Origin of the sequence: Phenylobacterium sp. (assembly GCF_041920015.1) — a bacterium.
In the GTDB taxonomy this organism is placed as follows: domain Bacteria; phylum Pseudomonadota; class Alphaproteobacteria; order Caulobacterales; family Caulobacteraceae; genus Phenylobacterium.
Window position 1 is genome coordinate 19,404 of sequence record NZ_JAYRST010000016.1, and the last position, 19,113, is coordinate 38,516.

Sequence of the window (19,113 nt, forward strand, 5' to 3'; positions counted from 1 at the left end):
CTAGCGCGTCCGGCCAGCCGGAGGAACCGGGCGGGGACGGGCGACCGCGCCCTGGCGGAAGGGCGCGGTCATGACCTTCAAGCCTCGGTCGCGTTGGTGATGATCTTGGAGACCACGCCGTATTCCACGGCGGCCTCGGCGCTCATCCAGAAGTTCCGCTGGGTGTCCTTGACGATCTTCTCGTAGGGCTGGCCGGTCTCGCGGGCGATCACGCGGTTCACCCGCTCGCGCATCTTCACGATCTCTTCGGCCTCGATCTCGATGTCGCTGGCTTGGCCGCGGACGCCGCCGGTCGGCTGGTGCAGCAGGAAGCGGGTGTTGGGCAGGCAGAAGCGGTTTTCCTTGGACGCGCCGAGGAAGATGTGGGCGCCCGAGGAGGCCACCCAGCCGGTGCCGATGACCTTCACCTGCGGGCCGCAGAACTTGATCATGTCGTGGATGGTGTCGCCGCTCTCGACGTGGCCGCCGGGGGAGTTGATCACCACCTTGATCGGGTCGTGGCTCTCGGCCGACAGGGCCAGGAGCTGGGCGGTGACGCGCTCGGCCAGGCGCATGTCGATCTCGCCGAACACCAGGACGGTGCGCGACTTGTAGAGCGCGTTCTGCACGGGCCCGGCCGTCATCGGCATGTCGGGCTTGCGGGCGCCGTCTTGGCTATCGTCGTCTTCGTCCAGGCGCCAGTTACGCATAAAGGGGTCTCCAATTCAGTTGCACGGAACGTGCGATGCGCAGCGCCGCTTCGCAAGGGCCGGAACGACATGCGGCGCGTGATTCCTGCGCGAGGATGCGCAGGTCTAGGCGGTTTGTCTGACGAAGTGGTTTCTGCGGCGCGGCTTCAGCGCAGCTTCAAGGCCAGGAGGACAAGCAGGGCGGAGGCCCCGATCTGCAGCAGCATGAAGCGCACCAGCACCTGGCTGTTGGTCCATCCCAGTTCCTTGCGGCAGTGGTCGTGCAGCGGGAAGCGCACGCGCGAGAGCACCTTCAAGCCGAAGAAGCGCATCAGAGCCACCTTCACCAGTCCGGTCGCGCCGTTGAGCAGCAGCACCGAGCCGATCAGCAGCAGGAAGAGCGGATTGTTGGTGGCGACCACCAGCATGCCGATCAGCAGGCCGATGGGCCGCGAGCCGGCGTCGCCCATCAGCACCTGGCTGGGCGGGGCGTTGTACCAGAGGTAGCCGGCGATGCAGCCGACCATCAGGAAGGCCATGATCGCCCAGTTCGCGCCTTCGCGATTGACCGGGATGCCGAGGTGGGAGGCCACGATGTCGTTGCCGATGACGGTGTAGAGCAGGCCGCCCAGGATCATGATCGCCACGCCGCTGAGGCTGCCGGAGACGCCGTCGACCCCGTCCGAGCAGTTGGTGGCGTTGATCGACAGCCAGATCACCGCGGCGGTGAGCGGTATGGCGATCCAGGCCGGCAGGGTGAGCGCGCCCTTCCAGAGCGGCAGCCAGATGTCCACCGGTTGGAAACCGCAGATCACGGTGGCCGCGCCGAGCGCGATCGCCGCATCCATGACGGCGAGCTGGTATTCGCTGAAGCCGCCGCGGCGGTCGTCCAGGTAGCCGACGACCAGGGCCGCCAGCATGAGGGGCGTGGTCAGCAGGGCGCGGGCCGAGATCGGCACGAAGATCAGCGAGGCGACGCAGAAGATGGTCACGAAGATCACCCCGGCGCTGACCGGCTTGCCGACGCTCTGGTCGGCGTTGATCGCAAAGGCCCGGCCGCGGTCGGTCGGCAGCAGCGACCACAGCCGCGGCAGCAGGATCCAGGTCGCCAGGGCGCAGGCGGCGAACCCCATGCCCGAGAGGAAGAAGAACGAGTTGAAGAGCCGCAGCGGACCCCAGGCCTCGCCCAGGGTCGTGTAGATCCAGTTCAGCATTCAGGTCGCGGTCCGCGCGGTTGAGCGATCGAGCCGATGTGTCGCAAACCGCGCGGCTTGTCGATGCGGCGAACCCGCCTTCAGCCGACGCTGGTGGCGATCAGCCGGGCGTAGAACCGCACCGCCCGTTCCAGGTTCTCCAGGCTCATATGCTCGTTGGTGCCGTGGATCATCTTGATGGTCTCCAGCGAGAAGACCATCGGCTGGAAGCGATAGACGTCGTCGGCGACGCCGGAGAGGTAGCGGCTGTCGGTGCCGGCGGTGACCAGGCTGGGGGCGACCGGGCTCTTGGACGCATCGGCGGCCAGGGCCGCGACCATCTTCCAGGCCTCGGAGCTGGTGGACGAGACGGGCGAAGGCTCGTTGGGCGGGCGGTCCCACGAGAACGCCAGCGGCAGGCCGCTGGTCGCCGCCTTGGCGCGCTCCAGCACCGCGGCCGAGGAGTCGCCGGGAGCGATGCGGTAGTTGATCCAGGCGCTGGCGTCCTGCGGCAGGACGTTCTCCTTGGGGCTGCCCTTCAGCATGGTCGGGGCGATGGTGGTGTGCAGCAGGGCCGCGCCCGAGGGGGTGGCCGCGGCCTGCTTGAGGATCAGCGGCTCGAACAGCCAGCGGTTGGCCATGGCCATGCGGATGGCGAAGGGGCCTTGCGGGGCAAGGGTCTCCATCATCATGCCGCCGGGGCCGTCCAGCTTCAGCGGCGCCTGGTCCTCGGCGATGGCGATCACCGCCTTGGCCAGGGTGACGACGCCGCCGGAATCGGCCGGCGGGGCGGAGGAGTGGCCGCCGGTCGCCTCGGCGGTGACCTTGAGGGTCGCATAGCCCTTTTCGGCGACGCCGATCAGCGCCACCTGGCCGCCGGTCAGCGGGTTGTCGGAGATGATGGCCATGCCCTCGTCCAGCACGAACTGGGCCTTGATCCCTCGCGCCTTGAAGAGCTCGGCGACCGCCTGGGCGCCGCTGCCGCCGGCTTCCTCGTCGTGACCGGAGACGATGATCAGGGTGCGGCGGGGCGCAAAGCCGCTCTTGGCCAGGGCCTCTGCGCCCTCGAACAGGGTGACGAGCGAGCCCTTGTCGTCGATGGAGCCGCGGCCCCAGACGGCGCCATCGGCGATCACGCCGCCGAATGGCGGATGCTTCCAGTCGCCTTCGGTGCCCGGCGTCACCGGCACCACGTCCTGGTGGGCCATCAGCACGACCGGCGCCAGGCTCGGGTCCGAACCCTTCCAAGTGTAGACGAGGGTGTGATTGGCGACGACCTCGCGGGTCATGGCGGCGTGGGCGGCCGGATAGGCAGCCTGGAGCCAGGCGTGCAGCTTGTCCCATTCGCCGTATTGGTTTTCGGCCGGGTCCTGATGGCTGACGGTCTGGATCTGGACCGCCTGCGACAGGTGCTGGGCGGCCTGGCTGGTGTCGACGGCGACGGGCGCGGCCAGCTTCACCTGGGAGAGATCGGCGCCTGACGGGGGTTTGTAGGCCGCTGTCCGAACGCCGACGATCACAGCCAGCAGCAGAAGGACCGCGACCAGGCCCAGAGCGATTCGACCGATGAGTTTCATGCGTGTCTCCCCCACGATGACGGCGTGACCATAGGGCGGCGCCGCAGCGGAAGGAAAGCGCAGCGGTCAGCGTGCGGCGCGCACGAAGAAGACGACGGTCATGGCGACGGAGAGGGCGATGGTGGCGGCGCGCACCAGCCGCGGGTCCAGCCGCCGCCCAAGGTGCGCGCCGAGATAGCCGCCGAGGATGGCGGTCGCGCCCACGATCAGGGCCTCGCGCCAACGCACGGCGCCGGCAAGGGCGAAGCAGACGACGGCGACGGTGTTGGCGGCGCTGACCATCAGGGTCCTTGCCGGATTGAGCGCCTTGAGGTCGGCGCCGGCGAGCAGGCTCCACGCCGCCATCATCATCAGGCCCACCGCCCCGCCGAAATAGCCGCCATAGACGCCCAGCGCGAACTGGAGAACCAGGATCGGCGGCGCGCCGAGTTGCGCATGCCGCTGAAGCCAGGGCGCGACCTTCGGCCCGAAGGCCAGGGCGAGGGTGGCGGTCGCCAGCAGCCACGGCAGGATGGCGTCGAAGGCCGAGGACGGCGTCCAGAGCAGCAGCAGCGCGCCGGCGAGGCCGCCGGCCAGGGTGACGGCCAGCATCGGACGCGCCGGAACGCCCGCCACCTCCCCCAGGCCGCTGCGATAGACCCAGGCGCTGGCCAGGCCCCCTGGGTAGAGGGCCACTGTGCTGGTGGCGTTGGCGGCGATGGACGGCACGCCCGCGGCGATCAGGGCCGGCAGGGTCACGAACGAGCCGCCGCCCGCCAGGGCGTTCATCGCTCCGGCCAGAAGGCCGGCGCCCGCCAGCAGCAGGGTGGTTTCGAGCATGGCGTGAGGCTGGCCTCAGCGCCGGCCGCGCGCAATGCGTGTTCCCCGCAGCCAGCCTTCGCAGGCCGCGAAGGTCAGAGCGCCTTCAGCCAGGGGATCAGGCGGGCGTTCACCTCGGCCGGCCGCTCCTGCTGGGTCCAGTGGCCGCAGCCGGGCAGGATTTCGGCGCCGCGCAGGTTCGGCATTTCGGCGCCCATGATCGCCATCAGGTCGCCCTTGCCCATCATCGACAGCACGAGGTCGCGTTCGCCGCCGACGAACAGGGCCGGCTGCTCGATCCTGCGACCCTCGAAGCGGCGCAGGAATTCGAAATCGCGCTGATGGTTGCGGTAGCGGTTGAGCGGCCCGCGGAACCCCGAACGCTGGAACTCGCCCACATAGTAGTCGAGGTCCTCCGGCGTCAGCCAGGCGGGGAACGGGTCGGGATCGGCCAGGCCCTCCAGCAGGCTCTGGCCGTGGGTCTTGTCGTTGGGCCACGCGCCGTCGGGAGCATCGCCGCTGATCGCGTAGTAGAACTTGCGCAGGGTCCCGCGGACGTCGGCCTCCAACTCGGCCTCGGCCGGGCCGATATTCTGGAACCAGGCCTGGTAGAAGAACTTGCCGCGGCTGGTGAACACCGCCTCGATCATGTCGCTGAACGGCCGCTTGGGAACGCCGGTATAGGGCACCGAGAGGCCGGCGACGGCGCGCACGCGCTCGGGGCGGGTCAGGGCGGTGTTCCAGACGATGGGCGCGCCCCAGTCGTGGCCGACCAGGACGGCGGGCGCATCCGGACTCAGAGCCTCGACCAGGGCGGCGACGTCGCCGGTCATGCGCTCCATGTCGTAGGCTTCGACCGGATGGGGCTTGGAGGAGCCGCCATAGCCGCGCACGTCGATGGCGCAGGCGGTGAAGCCGGCCTCGGCGACCGGCCCCATCTGGTGTCGCCAACTGTACCAGCTCTCGGGAAACCCGTGGACCATCACCACCAGCGGTCCCTCGCCTTCGATGGCGCAGCGCAGGCTGACTTCGGGCAGGGTGATCTCTCGAAACGTCGGCATGGTCGGCTCCCGGCTTGACCCAGCGGCGCCCGCTGCGGCAAATGGCGAGGATAAAATCAAACATGTGTTTGGAGGGAACGCCATGGGCGAACTGTTCGACCTGACGGGTAAGGTCGCCGTCATCACCGGATCCTCGCGCGGGATCGGCAAGGCGATCGCCGAGCGAATGGCCGAGCACGGGGCCAAGGTGACCATCTCCTCGCGCAAGGCCGGCCCCTGCGAGGAGGTCGCCGCCGAGATCAATGCCAGGCATCCGGGCGCGGCCATCGCCGTGCCGGCCAACATCTCGTCGAAGGAAGACCTTCAGCGGCTGGTGGACGAGACGCGCAAGGCGTTCGGCAAGATCGACATCCTGGTCTGCAACGCCGCCTCGAACCCCTATTACGGCCCGATGAGCGGGATCGGCGACGATCAGTTCCGCAAGATTCTTGAGAACAACGTCATCGCCAACAACTGGCTGATCAACATGGTCTCGCCGGAGATGCGCGAGCGCAAGGACGGCTCGATCGTCATCATCTCGTCCATCGGCGGCCTGCGCGGCACGGCGGTGATCGGGGCCTATGCGATCTCCAAGGCCGCCGACATGCAACTGGCGCGCAACCTCGCCCAGGAGCTGTCGCCCGACAACATCCGGGTCAACTGCATCGCGCCGGGCCTGGTGAAGACCGACTTCGCCAAGGCGCTGTGGGACACGCCGGAAGGTGAGAAGCGGGCCTCCAGCGGCACGCCGCTGCGCCGCCTGGGCGAGCCGGACGACATCGCCGGCGGGGCGGTGTTCCTGGCTTCCAAGGCCGGGTCCTGGATGACCGGCCAGACCATCGTCATCGACGGCGGCTCGACGTCCTGACCAACAAAAAGGCCGCCCTTCCAGGCGGCCTTTTCATTTTCGATCAGTAGACGACCGGCGGGCTATAGGCCGGGCCGTGGCCGGGCGGCGGACCATAGCGGTCCTGGGGCGGAGTGTAGGGAGCTGGACCGGCGCCGTAAGGGGCGGGTTGGGCGTAATAGCCTGGCGGCGGGCCCTGGTCGTAGGCCGCGGGCGGCGGAGCGCCTTGCGGATAGGGCGCGCCCTGGCAGCAGGGGCTGGCCGGATAGGACCGGTAGACGCGGCGGTATTCGTAATAGGTCACCGGCTGCGGGCCGCCATAGGCGTAGGTCGGGTGCGCGTAGCCGCTTTGATAGTACCCGCCATCCTGCGGGGCGTAAGCGCCCTGGTCGTAGGCCGGAGCGTAACCTGGTCCGTAGGCGGGGCCGTATCCATAGGCTTGGCCGTAGGGTTGCTCGAACGGCGGATAGTTGCCGGCGCGCGCGGCCAGGGCCGCGGTGCCGCAGGCCGCCGAGCTGGAGCCGGCCTTGCCGCCGGCCAGAGCTCCGACCAGGCCGCCGAGGCCCGCGCCTTCAGCCACGACGCCGGCGCCGGCCGCCGCGCCGCCGGCGAGGCCGCCGGCCAGCAGGCCGACGATGCCCCAGCCGAGGCGGCGCTCGGCGGCTTGCCGCGCGCAGGGATCGGCCGGGCCATATGGGACGTGGGCGCGAGGCGCGGCGTCCCCGCGATAGCGGACGTCGTGGGCCTGGGCGACGCCGCCCAGGGTCGCGCTGGCCATCGCCAGGGCGAGGCCGCCAGCCACGGCTTGTCTGACACGCAGGTGCATTTGCGATCCTCTCGAAAGGTTCTCGCCCGAAGATACACCCAGGGCGCGGGCGGTGCGAAACCCAGACAACCTCCGCGGTATCTGCGGTTCTTTCGCAGGGGGAACGCCAGGACGGCCTCGTTCAGCCGCCTCTGGAAAGCTCCCGGGCGCGGGCGAGGCGCGCCACGCCTTCGTCCAGGGTGGCGTCGGCCTTGGCCAGGCAGAGCCGCAGGATGGTCCGCACGTGGTCCTGTTCGTAGAAGGCCGAAACCGGGATGGTCGCGACCCCGGCTTCCCTGACCGCGCGCAGGGCGAAGCTGCGGTCGTCCTCCGTCACGCCCGAGGCGAGCAGATCGATGTTGAGGAAGTAGGTGCCTTGGGCAGGCAGGGGGACGAATCCTTCCCGCCTCAGACCCTCGGCCAGCCGATCGCGGGAGCGTTGCAGGCCTGCGGGCATTTCCTCGAACCAGCCGTCGCCGCGGCTCAGGCCCCAGGCGACCGCCGCTTGCAGGTTCGGCGGGGTGGTGAAGGTCAGGAACTGGTGCGTACGGGACAGCGCGCGGGTCAGTTCGGCGCCCGCACAGAGGAAGCCGACCTTCCAGCCGGTGAGGCCGAACATCTTGCCGGCCGACCCGATCTTCACCGTCCGCTCGCGCATGCCGGGCAGGGCGATGAGCGGGACGTGGCGGGCGCGCTCGAAGATCACCTGCTCCCACACCTCGTCGCAGATCGCGACGGCGTCGTGGGCGATGCAGACCTCGGCCAGCAGGGCGAGGTCCTCGGGCGGCAGGACGGTCCCGGTCGGGTTGATCGGATTGTTCAGCACGACGAAGCGGGTGCGCGGGCCGAAGGCGGCCTCCAACATCGCGCGGTCGAACCGCCAGTGCGGCGGTTGCAGGGTCACGAGGCGCGGCACGCCCCCGGCGCGGCGGATCAGCGGCAGGTAGGCGTCGTAGAACGGCTGGAACACCACCACCTCGTCGCCAGGCTGGATGAGGCCGAGGAAGGTGGCGGCCAGGGCCTCGGTTGCGCCGGAGGTGACGGTGACTTCGCTCTTCCAGTCGAGCTCCAGGCCCTGGGTGCGGCGATAGTGGCCGGCGACCGCTTGCCGCAGTTCGGGCAGCCCGGCCATGGGCGGATACTGGTTGTAGCCGTCCAGCACCTCTTCGGCCGCCTTGCGCCGGATCGCTTCGGGGCCGGGATCGTCCGGAAAGCCCTGGCCGAGATTGATCGCGCCCAGGTCGCGGGCGAGGCCCGACATCTCCTCGAAGATGGTGGTGGGCAGGTTTGCGAAGATCGGATTGGCCATGGGCCTTGCCTAGCACAGCTCGCGGCGGGATATCCCGGCCCATGCGGATCGTCCCCTTCGAACCTCGTCACGCTGACGCTTGGCGGAAGCTCAACGAAGCCTGGATATCCAGGTATTTCGCTATCGAGCCCAAGGACCGGCTGGTGCTCGACGACCCGGCCGGCGAGGTCCTGGCCAAGGGCGGCCGGATTCTCATGGCCGAACAGGGCGGCGAGACGGTCGGCTGCGTGGCGCTGATCGCCATGGCCGATGGCGGACTGGAAGTGGCCAAGATGACGGTGGCCGAGGCTGCGCGTGGAACCGGGCTGGGCCGGCTGCTGATGCAGGCCTGTATCGATGCGGCGAATGCGGCGGGGGCGCGGCGGCTCTATCTCGAAACCAATTCCAGCCTGGGGCCGGCTTTGGGGCTCTACCGCGCCATGGGCTTCGTCGATCTGGCGCCGGAGATGCGACCGTCCAGCGGTTATGCGCGGGTCGACGTCTGGATGGAGCGCCTGCTCTAGCCGCGAAGCCTACTCGATCGAGGCCAGGGCCGTGCTGAGCGAGCGGCGGGTCAGCGGCTTGTCGATGAAGCCGATGGGATTGATCTCGACCATGGTCCGCCGGAAATCCTCGGTGATCGAGCCGGAGAGGAACAGCGAACGCACGCCGAACCGGTCGTAGAGCTTGCGCGCCAGGGTCCCGCCGTCGCTGTCGTGGGCGAGACGCACGTCGACCAGGGCGAGGTCGGGCGCGAACTGTTCGGCGAAATTCAGCGCCATCGGCGCGTCCGAAGCCTCGGCGACGACCTCGTGGCCCATGTCCTCGAGCAGCCCGACGATATCGAGCGCGATAAGCGCGTCGTCTTCGACAACCATGATCCGCAAGGCGTCACGAACTCCGTGGGAAGACCACCGCAAAACTGGCGCCGGCCTTCGGATGACCAATCTCGAAGCTTCCACCGAGTTGACGGGCCAGCACTTCGATGGCCCGCATGCCCAGGCTCTTGCTCTCGGCCGGCGAGAAGGCGCTGGGCAAGCCGTCGCCATCGTCGGCGACGCTCAAACGGAGAAGCTCGCCCTCGGTTCCGAAGCCGACCCTTATTCTGGAGGGCCTATCGGCAGGGCAGCCGTACTTCAAGGCGTTGGTGATCAATTCATTGAGGATCAGAGCGAGCGGTACGGCGTGGCGCACCTCCAGCATGACGGGCTGGATCTCGGTCTCCAGGCGCACGTCCTCGCGGCCCAGCGATTCGACGAGGTCGCGGGCCAGGCCCTCGGCGTAGCGGCCGGCGTCGAACAGGCCGACGGCGTCGTCGGCGCGGTAGAGCTGTTCGTGTACGCGCCCGACCGCCATGATGCGGTCGAGGGTCTTTTCCAGCGCATCACGCGCGTCGGGATGGTCCACCGCCCGCGCCTGCAGCCGGACCATGCTGGCGACCTGGGCCAGGGAGTTCTTCACCCGATGGTTCACCTCGGCCAGCAGCAGTTCGCGGTCGGCGAGCAGGCCGCGCAGGCGTTCGGCGGTGTCGGCCTCGGCCTCGCGGTCCAGGCTGATGTCGCGCAGGGCGCGGAAGAAGATCAGCGCCAGCAGCGCCGCGAAGATCAGCAGCGCGGCGAGAACGATGATGCGCACCGCGTTCACCTGGCGCGCCCGCTGGTGCTCCAGCCGCTTTTCCTCGGCTTCCAGTTCGGCGGCGATGCGGCGCACGCCGTCCATGGCCGCGACGCCCTCGCCCTTCATGATGATGCGGATCGCCGCCACCGGCGCGCCGGTCTTTCGCGCAGCGACGGTCTGATCGATCACCGTCAGGTGGGTGTCCATCAGGGCGCGCAGCCGCGTCAGCCGCGCGCTCTGGTCGGGGCTGTCGGCGGTCAGAGCCTTGAGGGTGACGAAGCGGGTCTCTGCGTCGATGCGGGCGGCCTCGACCTGCTCGGCGAAGCGGGGTCGGCCGGTCAGGACATAGGCGCGATGGGCTGATTCGGCCTCGGTCAGCGACTGACGCAGGCCCTCCAGCTCGGCCCGCACCTGATGGGCGTGGGCGAGCATGCCGGCGGCGTGGTCGTACCAGAAGAACGCCCCGCCTAGCGCCGCGAAGGCCAGGAACAGAGCGCTGACCGCGACGGCGAGCAGACGGAAGGCCCGCTCGCGGGCGGCCTGGCGGCTTGAACCTCTGCTGCCTGCCGCCATCGCGCCTCCGTCAGTCTTCCTTGGAGCGCCGCTTGCGGAACGAGGGGTTCAGCACCTGCTTGCGCAGACGGATCGACTTGGGCGTCACCTCGACCAGTTCGTCCTCCTCGATATAGGCGATGGCCTGTTCGAGGGTCATGCGGCGCGGCGGGGTCAGGCGCACCGCCTCGTCCTTGCCGGAGGCGCGGACGTTGGTGAGCTGCTTGGCCTTCATCGGGTTGACGTCCAGGTCGTCGGCGCGGCTGTTCTCGCCGATGATCATGCCCTGGTAGGTCTTTTCCCCAGCGCCGACGAACATGGTCCCGCGCTCTTCCAGGTTCCACAGGGCGTAGGCCGCCGTTTCGCCGTCGGAGTTGGAGACCAGCACGCCCTTACGTCCGGCGTCGATGGCGCCCTTGTAGGGCTCGTAGTGGCTGAACACGCGGTTCAGCACGCCCGAGCCGCGGGTGTCGGTCAGGAACTCGCCCTGATAGCCGATCAGCGAGCGCGAGGGGCTCATCAGGCTGATGCGGGTCTTGCCGGCGCCCGAGGGGCCCATGTCCTTCAGCTCGGCCTTCCGGGCCGACAGCTTCTCGATGACGATGCCGGTGAACTCGTCGTCCACGTCGATCATCACGTCCTCGATCGGCTCCAGGCGCTCGCCGGTCTCCGGGTCCTGCTGGAACACCACGCGCGGGCGGCTGATCGAAACCTCGAAGCCCTCGCGGCGCATGCTCTCGATCAGCACGCCGAGCTGCAGTTCGCCGCGACCGGCGACCTCATAGGCGTCCTTCTCGGCGGTTTCGGTGACGCGGATCGCCACGTTGGACTCGGCCTCCTTCAACAGGCGGTCGCGGATGACGCGGCTCTGGACCTTGTCGCCTTCGCGGCCGGCCAGCGGGCTGTCGTTCACGGACACGGTCATCGAAATGGTTGGCGGGTCGATCGGTTGCGCGGGAAGCGGCTCGACGACGTCCAGGGCGCAGAGGGTGTCGGCGACCGTGGCCTTGGAGAGGCCGGCGACGGCGACGATGTCGCCCGGCTCGGCGCCGGCGTCGACCGGCTGGCGCTTCAGGCCGCGGAAGGCCAGAACCTTGGTGATGCGGCCGCGCTCGATCTCCTTGCCGTCACGCGACAGGGCCTTGATGGCCAGGCCCGGGACGGCCTTGCCCGCCTCGATGCGGCCGGTCAGCAGGCGGCCGAGGAACGGATCGCTTTCGATCAGCACCGACAGCATCTGGAACGGCTCGTCCTGGCGGGTCTCGGCCTTGGGCGGGGGCACGTGATCGACGATGAGGTCGAAGAGCGGCGCCAGATCGTCGTTCGGCTGGGCGAGATCCAGCGTGGCCCAGCCGTTCTTCCCCGAGGCGTAGATGTGCGGGAAATCGAGCTGCTCGTCGCTCGCGCCCATGGCGGCGAAGAGGTCGAAGGCGTCGTTCAGCACCCGGTCCGGATCGGCGTGGGCGCGGTCGACCTTGTTGAGGCAGAGGATCGGGCGCAGGCCCATCTTCAGCGCCTTGCCCAGCACGAACTTCGTCTGGGGCATGACGCCTTCCTCGGCGTCCACCAGCAGGACGCAGCCGTCCACCATGCCGAGGATCCGTTCGACCTCGCCGCCGAAGTCGGCGTGGCCGGGAGTGTCGATGATGTTGATGCGGGTTTCCCCCGCCTTTCCGTTCCAGAGGACGCTGGTGCACTTGGCGAGGATGGTGATCCCGCGCTCGCGTTCCTGGTCGTTGGAGTCCATGGCGCGCTCAACCGTCGCCTCATTGGCTCGGAAGACGCCCGATTGAGCTAGGAGCTGGTCGACCAGGGTGGTCTTGCCGTGGTCGACGTGGGCGATGATGGCGATGTTGCGGAGCGACATTGAATTGGCTTTGGGAGGCCCTATTTGGGGAAGCGCGCGCTTTTAGGCGGTCGCTGGCCGATTAGCCAGCGCCTTCTCGTCGCGGTGACGAACGTCGATATCATGACATTGTGCGATGCAGCAATCTGAGTTGTGGGTATGGCGTTTCAAATCTCACTGATTTGTAACGTAATTTTTCTGAGCCATCGAAAAACGTGATGCCATTTCCATAAAATCTCTTGTTGTTTTGTGCGCCGCACCGTATATATTCGAACTGTGAGGCGTCGCTGACGCTTCTGCCCTTCCTGGGCGTTTCCTCCCTAATGAACTGCCGGGCCTTTTGGCCCGGCTTTTTTTTTGGCCTGTCGCCTGGCCTCCCCACGCCTAGCTCGCCGGCCCGACTCCGTGTAGGAACGGAGCATGAACTTGGACGCCATTCTGCTTGCAATCCTGGCCGCCCTGCTGGCGGCGATCCCTATGCTGGCCTGGGCGCTGATGGAGCGTGGGCGCGCCGGCCGGGCCGAGGCGCGGGTGTTCGAGTTGCAACAGGCCGCCGCGCGGCTGCGCGTGCTGGAGGAGCAGGAGGAGAAGAACGCCGCCTTCCTGCAGGCCAGGGCGGCCGAGGCGATCGCCGAACAGGTGATGAAGCGCGCCGACGAGACCTTTCATAATAGAGACAAGCTCGCCCAGGCGCGGCTGGAGGCCCAGCTCAAGCCGGTGGCCGACACCCTGGCCAAGTTCCAGGAGCAGGTCGTGGCGGTCGAGAAGGTGCGGGCCGAGGAGACCGGCGGGCTCAAGGAACAGATCAGCCAGCTCCTGGCCGCCTCCAGCGCCACCCAGGCCGAGGCGCGCAAGCTGTCGGCGGCCTTGCGCCGTGGCGCGGGCGTCCAGGGGCGCTGGGGCGAGCAGACCCTGCGCAACGTGCTGGAATTGGCGGGGCTGCAGAATCGATTCGATTTCAACGAGCAGGTCTCGACTACGACCCAGGACGGCCGACTGCGGCCCGATGTGGTGGTGCGGATGCCGGGCGGGGGCGCCCTGGTCATCGACGCCAAGGTCTCGATGACCGCCTTCCTGGAGGCGCAGGACGCGCTGGACGACGGCGCCCGCGAGGCCGCCTTCCTGCGCCACGCCGACAGCGTTCGCGGGCATATCCGCGGCCTGGCGGGCAAGGCCTATCAGAGCGAACTGCCCGACAGCGCCGATTTCGTCGCCATGTTCATTCCGGGCGACGGCTTCCTGGCTGCGGCGCTCGACCGCTATCCCGACCTGTTGAACGAGGCGATGAACCAGAAGGTCGTGGTGGTGACGCCGACCTCGCTGTTCGCGCTCTGCAAGGCGGTGGCCTATGGCTGGCGGGTGGAGGAACAGGCCAAGGGCGCGGCCGAGATCGCCAAGGCCGGCCGCGAACTCTATCGGCGGCTCTCCGACGTGGGCGGGCATGTGGTCGGGGTCGGCAGGGCGCTGGGCTCGGCGGTCGACAGGTACAATACCCTCGTCGGGTCGCTGGAGACCCGAGTCCTGCCCCAGGCGCGCCGGTTCGAGGAGTTCGCCGCCGACCATGAAGGCAAGGCCATGCCGGAGCTGAAGGCCATCGAGGCCAGCATCCGGCCGGTCACCAAGCTGGCGGTGGAGGCCGAAGAGGAGGGAGAGCCGGGACGCCTCGCCGCCTTGACGTCGAAAGGGCGCTGACCTACCTGCGTTCCATGGCCATTCGCGAAATCCTCGTTGTTCCCAACCCCGTGCTGAAGCAGGTGTCGCAGCCTGTCGACAAGGTCGACGACGAACTGCGCGCGCTGATGGATGACATGCTGGAGACGATGTACGACGCGCCGGGCATCGGCCTGGCCGCCATCCAGATCGGCGTGGCCAAGCGGGTCATCGTCATGGACCTGTCAGGCCCGGACGAGGAAAAGGCCCCGCGTTATTTCGTGAACCCGGAAGTCCTCTGGCGCGCCGAAGAGACCGCGCCCTACGAGGAAGGCTGCCTGTCGATCCCAGAAATCTATGACGAGGTCGAGCGCCCGGCCCGCGTGAAGCTCAAGTACCTGAACTACCAGGGCGAGGAAGTGATCGAGGACGCCGAGGGCCTGTTCGCCGTCTGCATCCAGCACGAGATGGATCACCTCGAAGGCGTCCTGTTCATCGACCACCTGTCACGCCTGAAGCGCGACCGCGCCGTCGCCAAGGTGAAGAAGCAGGCCCGCGCGGCCTGACACGGCGTCTGCGCCGATAAGGTTCGCGCCGCGCGGCTCTTAGGACCGCGCGGCGCTTTCTTTTACTTCGGCGCGGTGGCTTCGTGGACCGCAGCCTTGGCGTCCGCAGCCGCGTCCTTGGCCGCAGCCTTGGCGTCGGCGGCGGCATCCTTAGCTGCGGCCTTGGCGTCGGCGCCGGCGGTCTTCATGTCCGCGCCGGCCTGCTTGGCCATGGCGCTGGCGTCCGCCGCTGCGTCCTTGGCCTCGGTGGTCATGGAGCTGGCCGCAGCTTCGGCGTCGGCCTTGGCCTTGTCGGCGGCGGCCTGGGCGTCGGCGGCGGCCTGATCGGCCGTGGCCTTGGCCGAATCCTGTGTGGCTTGCGAGCAGGCCGCAAGGGCCAGACCGGCCGTAGCCAGGGTGACGATCATCAGTTTGCGCATGTTGGTGGTTCTCCCTACCCGAATGTCTCGATTAACGGCGAAGCTTGCTTGTGGTTCCTAAAATCCTTCCTCGCCGCTACATGCAGTTTCAATGCGTATCGCCTTTCTAGGAACCCCGGATTTCGCCGTAGCGGCGCTGGACGCTCTCGTTGCGGCCGGCCACGAGATCGCCTGCGTCTATTCGCAGCCTCCGGCCCCGCGTGGCCGTGGCCAAGTGCTGAAGCCTTCGCCGGTGCACGCCTACGCCGAAGAGCGGGGCATTGTCGTCCGCACGCCGAGTTCGATGCGCGACCCGGCCGAGATCGCGGCGTTCGCGGGCCTGAACCTCGACGCGGCCGTGGTGGTGGCGTTCGGCCAGATCCTGCCCGCCGCCGTGCTGCAGGCGCCGAAGCTGGGCTGCTTCAACCTGCACGCCTCGCTCCTGCCGCGCTGGCGGGGGGCCGCTCCGATCCAGCGGGCGATCATGGCCGGGGATGAGGTGACGGGCGTCGAGGTCATGCAGATGACCGAGGGGCTGGACGAAGGGCCGGTGCTGGCCTCTGAAACCGTGCGCATCGATGCGCTGGAGACCGCTGGAACCTTGCACGACCGCCTGGCCGTCGTGGGCGCGGCCCTGCTGGCCCGCACACTGGCGGCGGTGGAACGCGGCGAGGCGGTTGCGAAGGCGCAGGCGCTGGAAGGCCTGACCTACGCCAAGAAGATCCGGCCGAAGGAGGCGCGCATCGCCTGGGCGCGCCCGGCCGCAGAGGTCGACTGCAAGATCCGCGGGCTTTCGCCCTTTCCCGGCGCCTGGTTCGAACTGCCGACCGCAAAGGGCCCGGTGCGGGTGAAGGCTTTATTGTCGCAGGTCGAGGATGGCGCAGGCCTGCCGGGCCGCACCCTGGACGACGCCTTGCTGGTGGCCTGCGGCGAGGGCGCGGTGCGGCTGCTGCGCGTCCAGCGCGAGGGCAAGGGGCCACAGGATGCGCAGGCCTTTCTGCGCGGCGCCGCCGTTCCGGCGGGAACCGACCTGGGCTGATGCCGCGCTACAAGCTCACCATCGAGTACGATGGCCGGCCCTATAAGGGGTTCCAGGCTCAGGACGGCCTGCCCTCGGTCCAGGGCTCCATCGAGCGGGCGGTCAAGGCGTTCAGCGGCCAGGAGCTGCGCCTGCAGGCGGCCGGGCGGACCGACACCGGCGTCCACGCCACCGGCCAGGTGATCCATATCGATCTGGAGCGCGATTGGCGGGCCGAGGTCGTGCGCGATGCGATGAACGCCTATCTCGTGCCAGAGCCGATCGCCGTGCTGGAGGCCGAAGTCGCGACGGGCGACTGGCATGCGCGTTTCTCGGCGACCGAGCGGCGCTACATCTACCGCATCCTCAATCGCAAGGCGCCGCCGGCCCTCGACCGCGGCCGGGTCTGGCACGTGAAGAAGCCGCTGGACGCCGAGGCGATGCACGCCGCAGCCCAGGCGCTGATCGGCCACCACGACTTCACCACCTTCCGCCACATGCAGTGCCAGGCGAAGTCGCCGATGAAGACGATGGACGTGGCCCGCGCCTGGCGCGAGGGCGACTATGTGCTGCTGGAGTTCGCCTCGCGCTCGTTCCTGCATCGCCAGGTGCGCTCGATGACGGGAACCCTGGGAGAGGTCGGCGTCGGCCGCTGGAGCGCAGACGACGTCCGTGCGGCGCTGGAGGCCAGGGACCGCAAGGCCTGCGGCCCGGTGGCGCCCGCCGACGGCCTCTATCTGACCGGCGTGAAGTACTGAGCTTCCAAGCTAAGCGAAAGCCGTGAAGTATCGTGCGATCAGCCGCTCGTAGACGCGCTGGAGGTCGCGGATCTCCTGGACCGGCGCGCGCTCGTCGACGGCGTGCATGGTCTTGCCGACCAGGCCCAGCTCCACGACCGGGCAGAGGGCGCGGATGAAGCGGGCGTCGGAGGTGCCGCCGGTGGTCGAAAGCTCCGGCGCGACGCTGGCCACGTCCTGGACCGCGCCGGCCACGACGTCGGTGAAGGCGCCCGGCTCGGTCAGGAAGGCTTCGCCGCTGACGACCGGCTCGACGGTGATGGTCCCGGCGAACCCCTCACGCGAATGGGCCGCTTCGGCCTCGATCCAGGCGGCGAGCTCTGCGCCCTTGTGGGCCGGGTTGAAGCGGATGTTCAGCCGCGCCTTGGCCTGGGACGGGATGACGTTGGTGGCGGCGTTGCCGACGTCGACGGTGGTGACCTCGAGGTTCGAGGGCTGGAAGCCGGTATAGCCGTCGTCCAGCACATGGTTCTGCAGCCGCCCCAGCAGGTCGATCAGCACCGGGATCGGATTGGCTGCGCGGTGCGGATAGGCCACGTGGCCCTGGCGGCCGTCGACCGTGATCCAGACGTTGATCGAGCCGCGGCGGCCGATCTTGATCATGTCGCCGAAGGTTTCGGCGCTGGAGGGCTCGCCGACCACGCAATGGTCGATGACCTCGCCCTCGGCGGCCAGGGCCTCGACCACCATCTTGGTGCCATGAGTGGCCACGCCTTCCTCGTCGCCGGTGATGAGGAAGGAGAGGGAGCCCCTCACCTCGCCGCCGGCGATCGCCTTGGCCGCGGCGGCGGCGAAGGCGGCCACGGCGCTTTTCATGTCCACGGCCCCGCGGCCGATCAGCATGCCGTCGACGATCTCGGCGGCGAAGGCCTCGCGGGTCCAGGCGGCCGCGTCCCCGACCGGCACGACGTCGGTATGGCCGGCGAAACAGAGGTTCGGGCTGGCGGTTCCGTAACGGGCGTAGAGGTTCTCGATCTCGCCGAACCTCATGCGGCGGCAGGCGAAGCCGAGGCCGCTCAGGGTTTTCTCGACGACGTCCATGGCGCCTTCGTCGGCGGGGGTCACCGACGGGCGGCGGATCAGTTCCTGGGTGAGGGCGACGGGATCGATCATGGCTCCGCTGGTAGCGGCGCGCCGGGCGGCGGGCAATGGCCTGAGTCGCACGGCGTCAACCGGCCTTGCCCGGAATGGGATGCTTAATCGCCGTTTACCATCCCGATATGGGAAGCAACCGTATCGACCCGGGACACCCCTTCAAGAACTATGCCTCGTCTTCGGTGCGAGGTTTCGATTCATGTTCAATATCTTCAGGAGGAAACCGGCCAAATCACCCGCGCAGAAGATCGAGGATATCATAGATATTCTGGAGCGTGGCGGCGTTATCCGCGGAACTCAGATTCCAGCACAGATGAAGGCGCCAAAGATTGGTCATCAAGTCTCGGCCAGCGATCATCTCTATTTCGCCGTTCGTTCGGTGGCCGCCGACGGTCGGCAGCACGTGATGCAGTACGCCTTCGTCGACGATCGCGGAAACGTGGCGCTCAGCGCCTTCGTGCGCTCGGCCAGCCCGGCCGCCCTGTTCGGCGGTTCGGCCGCCGAGGACGTCTTGGTCGATCCGATGGAGGAGAGCGAGTTCGCGGCCCTGGCGATGAGGCTGTGCCGTGGCGCGACCCTGGTCGCCTTCCACCGGGTCCTGCAAAGCGGCCTGCTGCCCCCCGACGCCGTCAGGTCGGCGGCCGGGGTGGAGTGCGTCTGGCGGCGGTTCCAGGCCGTGGCGCGCCGCAAGGGCATCCGCCTCTCGCGGCACGAGCCGCTGGCGCTGAACGACTGCCTCCAGAAGCTCGGCATGCCGCTGTTGCAGACCGACGATGCGGCCATGCGCGCGCTCGCCATCCGCAATCTCTGGCGGCGATTGGACACCATCGAATAGGGGATCAGCGCTCCAGGCGCACCGCGTCCCAGAACAGCGGCTTCAGGTCGGCGAAGAACTGGTCGACGTCATAGCCCTCGCCGAGGGTGAAGAGGCCGTCCTCCTCGCGGTTCAGCAGGCCGCGGTCAACCAGGGCGAGCAGCTTGCGCCGAGCCGTTTCGCGCGGGATCTGGGTGATGTCGGAAAGGCTGAGTGCGTTCAGGCCGCGCCGCCGGCGGAAGGTCTGCGGCGGGCGCGGACCGCGCGGCAGGGATTCGGAAATCTCCGCCAGCAGGAAGACCAGATAGAGCAGGTACTGGTCGAGGTCGCCGTCGAACCGCGAACGCACCCGGATCAGGGTCGCCGACAGGTGTCCGCCCCAGCGGTAGAAGAACCGCATGGCGTCCTGTTCCAGATAGCCGGCCGTCGGTTCGGCCCAGGTCGCTGCTTCAGGCTCCTGGTCCGGCAGAGCGTCAATGGAGGGCTTGGATGCGGCGATGGAAAGCGCTGGCTTCATGTCCGGGCGGCCCCGCGTTACAGTTAA

At 68.5% G+C, this 19,113-nt stretch carries 20 protein-coding genes; 7 read left to right on the plus strand and 13 right to left on the minus strand.

What is annotated here, in order from left to right:
- Positions 1-77: 77 nt before the first annotated feature.
- The 5 genes from ACE3TL_RS05410 to ACE3TL_RS05430 all read right to left on the minus strand — a co-directional run bounded on the left by ACE3TL_RS05410 (position 78) and on the right by ACE3TL_RS05430 (position 5,297).
- Positions 78-689: an ATP-dependent Clp protease proteolytic subunit gene (locus tag ACE3TL_RS05410; protein ID WP_374577702.1), complete on the minus strand. Its 612-nt coding sequence runs from the start codon at positions 687-689 to the stop codon at positions 78-80.
- Positions 690-835: 146 nt separating this feature from the next.
- A complete protein-coding gene (locus tag ACE3TL_RS05415) occupies positions 836-1,882 on the minus strand; it encodes a hypothetical protein (RefSeq protein ID WP_374577703.1) in 1,047 nt (348 codons plus the stop codon).
- Positions 1,883-1,962: 80 nt separating this feature from the next.
- Positions 1,963-3,438, minus strand: coding sequence for a M20 family peptidase (locus tag ACE3TL_RS05420; protein WP_374577704.1), 1,476 nt, complete (start codon positions 3,436-3,438; stop codon positions 1,963-1,965).
- A 66-nt stretch (positions 3,439-3,504) separates the two neighbouring features.
- The gene (locus tag ACE3TL_RS05425; protein ID WP_374577705.1) at positions 3,505-4,257 is read right to left on the minus strand and encodes a sulfite exporter TauE/SafE family protein; all 753 of its coding nucleotides are present in this window, start codon (positions 4,255-4,257) and stop codon (positions 3,505-3,507) included.
- Positions 4,258-4,331: 74 nt separating this feature from the next.
- Positions 4,332-5,297: an alpha/beta fold hydrolase gene (locus tag ACE3TL_RS05430; RefSeq protein WP_374577706.1), complete on the minus strand. Its 966-nt coding sequence runs from the start codon at positions 5,295-5,297 to the stop codon at positions 4,332-4,334.
- An 82-nt stretch (positions 5,298-5,379) separates the two neighbouring features.
- On the opposite strand from ACE3TL_RS05430, the gene ACE3TL_RS05435 reads away from it, so the two are divergent.
- The gene (locus ACE3TL_RS05435; protein ID WP_374533650.1) at positions 5,380-6,144 is read left to right on the plus strand and encodes an SDR family oxidoreductase; all 765 of its coding nucleotides are present in this window, start codon (positions 5,380-5,382) and stop codon (positions 6,142-6,144) included.
- A gap of 43 nt (positions 6,145-6,187) precedes the next feature.
- Here ACE3TL_RS05435 and ACE3TL_RS05440 read toward each other — a convergent pair whose 3' ends face one another.
- The gene (locus ACE3TL_RS05440; protein ID WP_374577707.1) at positions 6,188-6,949 is read right to left on the minus strand and encodes a hypothetical protein; all 762 of its coding nucleotides are present in this window, start codon (positions 6,947-6,949) and stop codon (positions 6,188-6,190) included.
- Between the two features lie 121 nt (positions 6,950-7,070).
- Positions 7,071-8,237 (minus strand): aminotransferase, encoded by a 1,167-nt coding sequence (locus ACE3TL_RS05445; RefSeq protein WP_374577708.1) that lies wholly within the window; start codon positions 8,235-8,237, stop codon positions 7,071-7,073.
- A gap of 41 nt (positions 8,238-8,278) precedes the next feature.
- Here ACE3TL_RS05445 and ACE3TL_RS05450 point away from each other — a divergent pair, with 41 nt between their 5' ends.
- Positions 8,279-8,740 (plus strand): GNAT family N-acetyltransferase, encoded by a 462-nt coding sequence (locus tag ACE3TL_RS05450; RefSeq protein WP_374577709.1) that lies wholly within the window; start codon positions 8,279-8,281, stop codon positions 8,738-8,740.
- Between the two features lie 9 nt (positions 8,741-8,749).
- Here the strand turns inward: ACE3TL_RS05450 and ACE3TL_RS05455 are convergent, their stop codons facing one another.
- Genes ACE3TL_RS05455 through typA form a run of 3 tightly spaced genes read right to left on the minus strand, consistent with a single transcriptional unit; the run spans position 8,750 to position 12,252 of the window.
- Complete coding sequence (locus tag ACE3TL_RS05455) at positions 8,750-9,094, minus strand: response regulator (RefSeq protein WP_374577738.1); 345 nt, start codon at positions 9,092-9,094, stop codon at positions 8,750-8,752.
- Positions 9,095-9,107: 13 nt separating this feature from the next.
- The gene (locus ACE3TL_RS05460; protein WP_374577710.1) at positions 9,108-10,406 is read right to left on the minus strand and encodes a sensor histidine kinase; all 1,299 of its coding nucleotides are present in this window, start codon (positions 10,404-10,406) and stop codon (positions 9,108-9,110) included.
- A gap of 10 nt (positions 10,407-10,416) precedes the next feature.
- A complete protein-coding gene (gene typA, locus ACE3TL_RS05465) occupies positions 10,417-12,252 on the minus strand; it encodes a translational GTPase TypA (RefSeq protein ID WP_374577711.1) in 1,836 nt (611 codons plus the stop codon).
- Between the two features lie 399 nt (positions 12,253-12,651).
- On the opposite strand from typA, the gene ACE3TL_RS05470 reads away from it, so the two are divergent.
- A complete protein-coding gene (locus ACE3TL_RS05470; RefSeq protein WP_374577712.1) occupies positions 12,652-13,923 on the plus strand; it encodes a DNA recombination protein RmuC in 1,272 nt (423 codons plus the stop codon).
- A 14-nt stretch (positions 13,924-13,937) separates the two neighbouring features.
- Positions 13,938-14,447: a peptide deformylase gene (def, locus tag ACE3TL_RS05475; RefSeq protein WP_374577713.1), complete on the plus strand. Its 510-nt coding sequence runs from the start codon at positions 13,938-13,940 to the stop codon at positions 14,445-14,447.
- A gap of 62 nt (positions 14,448-14,509) precedes the next feature.
- On the opposite strand, the gene ACE3TL_RS05480 is transcribed toward def, so the two are convergent.
- Positions 14,510-14,866 (minus strand): hypothetical protein, encoded by a 357-nt coding sequence (locus ACE3TL_RS05480; protein WP_374577714.1) that lies wholly within the window; start codon positions 14,864-14,866, stop codon positions 14,510-14,512.
- 91 nt (positions 14,867-14,957) lie between these two features.
- Between ACE3TL_RS05480 and fmt the strand changes: the two genes are divergently transcribed.
- Both fmt and truA read left to right on the plus strand, forming a co-directional pair.
- Entirely contained in the window at positions 14,958-15,884 is a 927-nt protein-coding gene (fmt, locus tag ACE3TL_RS05485) for a methionyl-tRNA formyltransferase (protein WP_374577715.1), read from the plus strand.
- Positions 15,884-16,621: a tRNA pseudouridine(38-40) synthase TruA gene (gene truA / locus ACE3TL_RS05490; protein WP_374577716.1), complete on the plus strand. Its 738-nt coding sequence runs from the start codon at positions 15,884-15,886 to the stop codon at positions 16,619-16,621. Before fmt ends, truA begins: the two co-directional genes overlap by 1 nt.
- 9 nt (positions 16,622-16,630) lie before the next feature.
- On the opposite strand, the gene dapE is transcribed toward truA, so the two are convergent.
- Positions 16,631-17,773 (minus strand): succinyl-diaminopimelate desuccinylase, encoded by a 1,143-nt coding sequence (gene dapE / locus ACE3TL_RS05495; protein WP_374577717.1) that lies wholly within the window; start codon positions 17,771-17,773, stop codon positions 16,631-16,633.
- 295 nt (positions 17,774-18,068) lie between these two features.
- On the opposite strand from dapE, the gene ACE3TL_RS05500 reads away from it, so the two are divergent.
- On the plus strand, positions 18,069-18,590 hold the full coding sequence (locus ACE3TL_RS05500) for a hypothetical protein (RefSeq protein ID WP_374577718.1): 522 nt from the start codon (positions 18,069-18,071) through the stop codon (positions 18,588-18,590).
- A gap of 4 nt (positions 18,591-18,594) precedes the next feature.
- Here the strand turns inward: ACE3TL_RS05500 and ACE3TL_RS05505 are convergent, their stop codons facing one another.
- Entirely contained in the window at positions 18,595-19,086 is a 492-nt protein-coding gene (locus ACE3TL_RS05505; RefSeq protein ID WP_374577719.1) for a hypothetical protein, read from the minus strand.
- Between the last annotated feature and the right edge of the window lie 27 nt (positions 19,087-19,113).

Coding starts and splice junctions, on each gene's coding strand:
- ACE3TL_RS05410 (WP_374577702.1), bottom strand. CDS start 689: ATGCGTAACTGGCGCCTGGACGAAGACGACGATAGCCAAGACGGCGCC.
- truA (WP_374577716.1), top strand. CDS start 15,884: ATGCCGCGCTACAAGCTCACCATCGAGTACGATGGCCGGCCCTATAAG.
- ACE3TL_RS05450 (WP_374577709.1), top strand. CDS start 8,279: ATGCGGATCGTCCCCTTCGAACCTCGTCACGCTGACGCTTGGCGGAAG.
- ACE3TL_RS05420 (WP_374577704.1), bottom strand. CDS start 3,438: ATGAAACTCATCGGTCGAATCGCTCTGGGCCTGGTCGCGGTCCTTCTG.
- ACE3TL_RS05455 (WP_374577738.1), bottom strand. CDS start 9,094: ATGGTTGTCGAAGACGACGCGCTTATCGCGCTCGATATCGTCGGGCTG.
- ACE3TL_RS05415 (WP_374577703.1), bottom strand. CDS start 1,882: ATGCTGAACTGGATCTACACGACCCTGGGCGAGGCCTGGGGTCCGCTG.
- ACE3TL_RS05430 (WP_374577706.1), bottom strand. CDS start 5,297: ATGCCGACGTTTCGAGAGATCACCCTGCCCGAAGTCAGCCTGCGCTGC.
- typA (WP_374577711.1), bottom strand. CDS start 12,252: ATGTCGCTCCGCAACATCGCCATCATCGCCCACGTCGACCACGGCAAG.
- ACE3TL_RS05460 (WP_374577710.1), bottom strand. CDS start 10,406: ATGGCGGCAGGCAGCAGAGGTTCAAGCCGCCAGGCCGCCCGCGAGCGG.
- dapE (WP_374577717.1), bottom strand. CDS start 17,773: ATGATCGATCCCGTCGCCCTCACCCAGGAACTGATCCGCCGCCCGTCG.
- ACE3TL_RS05500 (WP_374577718.1), top strand. CDS start 18,069: ATGAAGGCGCCAAAGATTGGTCATCAAGTCTCGGCCAGCGATCATCTC.
- ACE3TL_RS05425 (WP_374577705.1), bottom strand. CDS start 4,257: ATGCTCGAAACCACCCTGCTGCTGGCGGGCGCCGGCCTTCTGGCCGGA.
- ACE3TL_RS05480 (WP_374577714.1), bottom strand. CDS start 14,866: ATGCGCAAACTGATGATCGTCACCCTGGCTACGGCCGGTCTGGCCCTT.
- ACE3TL_RS05445 (WP_374577708.1), bottom strand. CDS start 8,237: ATGGCCAATCCGATCTTCGCAAACCTGCCCACCACCATCTTCGAGGAG.
- ACE3TL_RS05505 (WP_374577719.1), bottom strand. CDS start 19,086: ATGAAGCCAGCGCTTTCCATCGCCGCATCCAAGCCCTCCATTGACGCT.
- ACE3TL_RS05435 (WP_374533650.1), top strand. CDS start 5,380: ATGGGCGAACTGTTCGACCTGACGGGTAAGGTCGCCGTCATCACCGGA.
- def (WP_374577713.1), top strand. CDS start 13,938: ATGGCCATTCGCGAAATCCTCGTTGTTCCCAACCCCGTGCTGAAGCAG.
- ACE3TL_RS05470 (WP_374577712.1), top strand. CDS start 12,652: ATGAACTTGGACGCCATTCTGCTTGCAATCCTGGCCGCCCTGCTGGCG.
- ACE3TL_RS05440 (WP_374577707.1), bottom strand. CDS start 6,949: ATGCACCTGCGTGTCAGACAAGCCGTGGCTGGCGGCCTCGCCCTGGCG.
- fmt (WP_374577715.1), top strand. CDS start 14,958: ATGCGTATCGCCTTTCTAGGAACCCCGGATTTCGCCGTAGCGGCGCTG.